Genomic DNA, 5,800 nt, shown 5'->3' with positions numbered 1-5,800 from the left:
TCTATACAAAATTGATGAAAATCTTTTAGGCGACCAAAACGGTATTCTGCTGTTTGGTGCATCTTACGAGAGGTTTTTCCTTTAACAGCTTCACGTTGAGTTGCTTGTGCATCTCGTTCACTGCTATATTTCAACAACTGTCGATATAAATCTTCATAATCATCAATGGATTGTTGCTTTAAATCCAATTTATTAAGCCAAATTTCAAATATAAATTCTTTAGCAAATGATCCTAAGTAGCTTTCAATAGTCGATAATTGAAGCCCTCTTTTTTTTAAATGCACTAACCAGTGAATTAAGCGTAATTGGGCTTCAATTAAAGACTTTTCTTCCGTATTTGCATCACGCATCTTCTTCTCTAACACCCTTCTGATTTCTTGCCAAAAACGTAGCGTGCGTTCTTCTTTATTCCTCTTTTTATCTAAGCGCTCAACTTTTTGAACTTTACGTTTCTTTTGATCAAACAACATCAACTCATACGGAATCGTTTGTAATTTGCTTTGAGCCGTCGGAACTTCAGGATGTAACTGCTCTTGTTCAAAATGAATAGGGCTATTCTCTAGTTCCATGACTTGATTACGTTCATTACTCCATAGCAATCTAAATTCGGATGGCCGTAAGGCGACAGTATTAATCTCTTGCTGAAGTACATTACTTAAAAATATATCTAGGCTAAGGTTTGGATTAAATTCAAGTACCATTTGCACATCATTAAATGCACGAAATCCACGGCGTTTAATTTGATATTGCAGATCGCCCAAACTTTTGTTTCGTCCCATGCGACTCAAGCTTTCCAGAATACAATCTTCAATTGATTGTTGCAGACGATATTCTTTATGAGTAGCTTTCAACTTTTTTAAATATTGCAAGATGAACTGAGCATATGAGTTAAAAAAAACATGCTTCCATTGGTACAACTTTCTCTGTTCTACATCGTTGCCATATTGAGAGTTTTCAACACGATAATGTAGTAACAATGGATTAGTGATTTTTTTGTAGTCCGAATGGTATAACCGAAAACAATTCAGATCTGTACCAAGCTCAACGGCCTCGTGCAATTGCTGCTGAATAGCAACCAGATGCTGTTCATCTGCACAGCCTGAAATATATATAAAACTTAAGCATAAATCCCCCCACAAATATTTAGGGTCATCCCAATATCCAAGTGAATCTTTCCAATATGCTTTCAAAGCGTTGACTACCTGGGCATGTAACTGCCCTTGTTTTAACCGTGACTCCGTACTCTCAATTTTTCTAGGCAGTACGATCCGTTTAGTATGTGGATTTAGCTTAATTCTGTATGATTTTTTATCTACATTCTGGTTGAATTGCTTCCTTCTTTTATTAAATTCATCTTCAGTAAATTGCATCAGTTTTGATTGTTCGTCTCGGCTCAACTTTTGACTCAAACAATCAACACTATCTTTAATGTCATGCCATTTTTCAGCGATCTGCTGATCAAGTTTTTGCTGCATTTCTTTCGTCAATACTTCAGGTGGAGAAGGCTGTCTATCTAGCGACTTTTTCACCATTTTATGAATATCAACAAATAGATCATCTAGTTGTGGTTTTATTAGTTCTTTGATTTTTTGCATACAACTATTTTCGCTCTAAGTGTTTAATCGATAAAGATTTGACATTATCTTGCAATTGCTGGCGGGCTTGCTGTACATAGACATTCGGGATAAGTGAAGAATGCGGATGAAAAGCCTCTCGGTCACGTTGGTCATGACCATACAGGGCCTGAATTAAGTGAAAAGCTAATGCTGGTTTACCCTCTTGCTGCTCATGCATCAAAAAGTTCATGTCAAAATGACGTAACCAATTCGAATACATATTCTTTGGAAAGACTCCTTGCATATATGAATTCACCCATTTTCTCGATAAAGGGATTAACTTAATTTTCCTGCTCTGCCATTCTTTGACAGTTATCGGCAAGATATCTTTACTAAAAATGACCTTACCAAAAAGATCATTTACAGTTATCTTCTTCTTTGCAAAGACTTGTCTAAAAAATGAACCGTACGCTTCAATAATTTGTTCTAAAAAGGCAGTGTAATTTTGCAGTGTTTTTATGAAAAAATCAGATAAAGGGATAAAACGACCATCTTTTCTTGCTTTACTATTTTTTTTATCATTCACATATAAAAGCTTGAGCTCAACACAATAATCATCCAAATTCCCCAACAGGTTTTTTTTAGGCCGACTTGCCAAACTCAACAAACTGATATGCCACATCCAACACGCATATGCATTAAGTTGATTAATAATGTGCTTATCTTCTTGGATGTTTTCGTGACAATGTCTATGTAAAATATGGAATTGCTCTTTCACAAAATTGGGTTCAAGTGCCAGTTGGCTCCCTATCCTTCCTATAGATAATGCAGATTGCACTTTGAATTGTTGTTGCAATATTTTTAGTTCAGCCGTGTCTTCAGTAAAATGTGTGGAATGTGGTGTAAGTGCTTTTTCTAAAAAGGCTAGATATGTGCTACTGAGTTGAGTTTTCGGTAGCCCGCCATAATAGATACCAGGCATGTGATGCTGACTATCCCGCCCAGCAATTACATGAGCAAGATATTCATTATATGTTTCATAATATATATGAAAATATAATTGAGCCTGCAGTTTTTCTACAGTGATCGAACCTACAAACCGATTATCAAGCCAATTCTTAAGTTTCGTATTAATGTGTGTTGATGAAATTAGTGGATTCGATGCTTGTTCTATATAGTCAAACCAAGCAGAAGGTAAATGTAGTTGATGTGTCATCACTTCATTCCACCGCACATGATTTAAGCTCTTAATCTTCTGCTCTGTAATTTTAAGATTTAATTTGAGTAAATATTCGCGACGTCTACTTGAACCATTCTGGATCAAAATTCCATCTTGAATAAGCTCGTTAAAATCCATCAGTGCTATGGGAGATAATCCAGTCAAAAGTGACAATAAACATGCTGCAGCGATTGCAGCATCCCTCCAGTGCCCGGATAACTCGGTTCTCAACACATAAACAATTTGCTTCAGTATATCTGGCGCCAAATAATGTGGATTTGTAACAAAAGGAGCATGACGGCGCTGGCGATGCCGCATTAGATGCGTCGCATTATCGCTGAGTATATAATTTAAATTTTTAGACTTTTCATCTTCTGAATAAAACTCCATTTCAGGATCTAATAGATCAACTTCACCCTCTTCATCTTTGTGAAGAGCGGCATCATAAATACTGATCTTTGCGTTATGTCCAATATCTACTTGCTTACCCGTTTTAATTTCACGAAATTTTTTGAGTTCATTTTTCGTCGGCCATTGCAAAACTTTGCTTTTTTTTGACTTACGCTGACGATGAACAACACGACGATCATCGAGTCTTTTAAAAATTATTAATAGAGCCGATAAATACTCTATGGCTTGTACTTTTTTGAAATTTTTAATATTAAAAAGTTGATTACGATCCTCTTTTTTCAAATTACGTTCGTACGTGACATAACAATTTAGCAGCTTACTACATTCATGAAATAATTCAGCATTATTAGAATCCAGCACATATCGTGAGACATAGCGTAGGAGGTCACAAACATGTTTTTGCTTATTCTCAGCTTTATCAATTTTTGCAAATTCTTGATACTGCCGATATGTTAAAAAACTCGCTTGTAGAATCAAATAACGTTGCGATGACAGCTCTTGTGTATTACTAGTATCTGGACATGCAAAATAACTTAAAGAAGCTAGAAAATAATATTTACCTAATTGTCTAGAGCTAGATATATACCCATATATCTGTTGCGCTTCCTTATATAGAGCGTGGGCTTTTTCACGTAAATCATCTGATAGATCGACAAATTGTGTATTCACAACATCATCATGTAATAGACAATAATCTTGTTTAAATTTTTCTGCTAAATCTAAGAATTGCTCTTCTGTTTCAATCTTTGGCATATTCGCTTTCGCTTAATTTTTTATCAAATTGCATTGGTTAAATTCATTACGATCTGAACAATTTTGTAAAAGTTGATCTTTTATTGAACTTTTTGTCAGCTTAAAAAATCTAGCAAAAAATTTAGCATCTAGCTCTTTCTGAGCTTTTCTCTCAAAGCACAAGTGTTGCTGTGATTTTTCGATAAAATCATCAAGATTATGTATCAACTGTAAGATTGCAACATAATTAGAATGTACACGTAAGCATGGCTCCGTTTGCATTAATAGCAATATTTTTTGCCAAATTTTCACATAGATTATTTTGAACTTTGCTTGTACTACTACTTTCTGGCTCTGTTTAATCTTTTTGATTTTCAGTAGTTCTGAGTTAATTTTTACTATCTTAAATTGAACATTTTGTCGCTCAAAGCAAAAGGGCATGATAAATTGCCCCATAAATATCTCTATATTTTTTACTAAATAGTCAAATTTTAACATTTTTATCGATATAAAAAATGAGCATATCTTTGTATATTAAAATTCATTTAATTTATCAACTAAATTTTCTCAAAATTACAATTATCAACAAATACATATGGTTTACTTATCATGGGTGGTCTAAATTTTAAAAATTCTTCCACTTTTTTTTAGTTTTCTGTTATTACATGAAACAATACCGTTGTATTACATTTTGAAATGCTGTGTATGCAGCATTGATCAAAAAGATTCTCTGCTATACTTACTTCACGTGTAGCATCAATGGAGTTTCGAAATGCTCAGAACCACTGAACAGAAAAAAAAATATATTCAAGCGACACGTGCGCAAAACTATCAAGCCAGCCTAAAGCTTGAAGGCATTACAACGACAGCTCAAACAACTCAACAAAGTAAAGCTGAAATCTTGCAAAAATATAAGAAGTATTCGCAACCCGAAACTTAGTCAGGTGCATGTATGGATAAATATGGGGAAATGGGTGACAGCCTGTATTGTTACCCTGGCACAAATATCCTAAAGAACAAACTCAATATTCATGATGAACAAATTTTAGAACAAGCTGAACTAGAACTGTCTGGATTGGCAAGTAACTTAATTGAATATGCTGAACCACCTTACGACTTACAATACTTAAAATCAATTCATGCGCAGCTCTTTGGCGACTTATACGACTGGGCAGGAAAGTTAAGACAAATCGTATTTCCAAAGGTGACACCCGTTTTTGTAATTTTTTCCCGTATTGAAATTGAAACCAATAAATTACTTAAATCACTTCAAGAAAAAAAGTACTTTCAAGGCTTAGTACCACAATAACTAATTCCTCAACTTGCCGACTTGTATTGTGAGCTTAATGTCATACACCCATTCCGTGAAGGTAATGGACGTACACAACGGATTTTCTTTGAGCATCTGATTGCTCATTGTGGTTATGGTATTGATTGGTCTCGCATTGACTCTCAACAACAATGGATTCAAGCCAATATTGAAGGTTTTTATGGTAATTTAAATCCATTAATTAAGATTTTTGAAATATGCTTTATTCAAAATACCTAAAATTTAAGTAGTCGAAGCCCACAATCCTTAATGAGCCATCATCTTTGCTTCAATCCACTGATTAATTTCCCAAATAAACCAACAAACACGATTCTTAGAAATCTTAATACTCTTCGGGTAATTTAGGATCGTAATATTCAGATTACTTATCCAGAATTGAATAGATCGTTAACTTAGATAGACTTTTAAGCAATGTAACTTGCCGCATGTTTATCAACATATGTCTCAAAAAAGTCTGCCCATACATAGATTTATGGCGTTTAGTGCTTAAATTTCAGATTAATCTTCGTCTGATGACCTGAATGGATGTTACAGATTACATGCAGGTGAATT

Annotated in this window: 4 protein-coding genes and 2 pseudogenes; 2 read left to right on the top strand and 4 right to left on the bottom strand. The window is 34.4% G+C overall.

All coding sequences use genetic code 11. From position 1 onward, the window contains the following. The 3 genes and pseudogenes from ACXM0J_RS18455 to ACXM0J_RS18445 all read right to left on the bottom strand — a co-directional run. Window positions 1-1,595: pseudogene (locus ACXM0J_RS18455) on the bottom strand (site-specific integrase); the annotation flags it as partial. Between the two features lie 4 nt (window positions 1,596-1,599). Then, a complete protein-coding gene (locus ACXM0J_RS18450) occupies window positions 1,600-3,939 on the bottom strand; it encodes a hypothetical protein (protein ID WP_479750718.1) in 2,340 nt (779 codons plus the stop codon). A 12-nt stretch (window positions 3,940-3,951) separates the two neighbouring features. Next, window positions 3,952-4,416 carry a hypothetical protein gene (locus tag ACXM0J_RS18445; protein ID WP_000911012.1) on the bottom strand — a complete coding sequence of 155 codons (465 nt, stop codon included), beginning with the start codon at window positions 4,414-4,416 and terminating at the stop codon, window positions 3,952-3,954. A gap of 274 nt (window positions 4,417-4,690) precedes the next feature. On the opposite strand from ACXM0J_RS18445, the gene ACXM0J_RS18440 reads away from it, so the two are divergent. Further along, the gene (locus ACXM0J_RS18440) at window positions 4,691-4,858 is read left to right on the top strand and encodes a YhfG family protein (RefSeq protein WP_002125865.1); all 168 of its coding nucleotides are present in this window, start codon (window positions 4,691-4,693) and stop codon (window positions 4,856-4,858) included. 12 nt (window positions 4,859-4,870) lie between these two features. Continuing rightward, window positions 4,871-5,467 (top strand): annotated as a pseudogene (locus ACXM0J_RS18435) (putative adenosine monophosphate-protein transferase Fic). Window positions 5,468-5,494: 27 nt separating this feature from the next. Here ACXM0J_RS18435 and ACXM0J_RS18430 read toward each other — a convergent pair. Next, window positions 5,495-5,596 carry an AlpA family phage regulatory protein gene (locus ACXM0J_RS18430; protein ID WP_410488633.1) on the bottom strand — a complete coding sequence of 34 codons (102 nt, stop codon included), beginning with the start codon at window positions 5,594-5,596 and terminating at the stop codon, window positions 5,495-5,497. Window positions 5,597-5,800 lie beyond the last annotated feature (204 nt).

The sequence above is a fragment of the Acinetobacter sp. GRABPA_MV_2 genome (genome assembly GCF_056725885.1).
The sequence above is the reverse complement of the archived record's forward strand: the minus strand, read 5'-3'. Positions and strand labels throughout refer to the sequence as shown.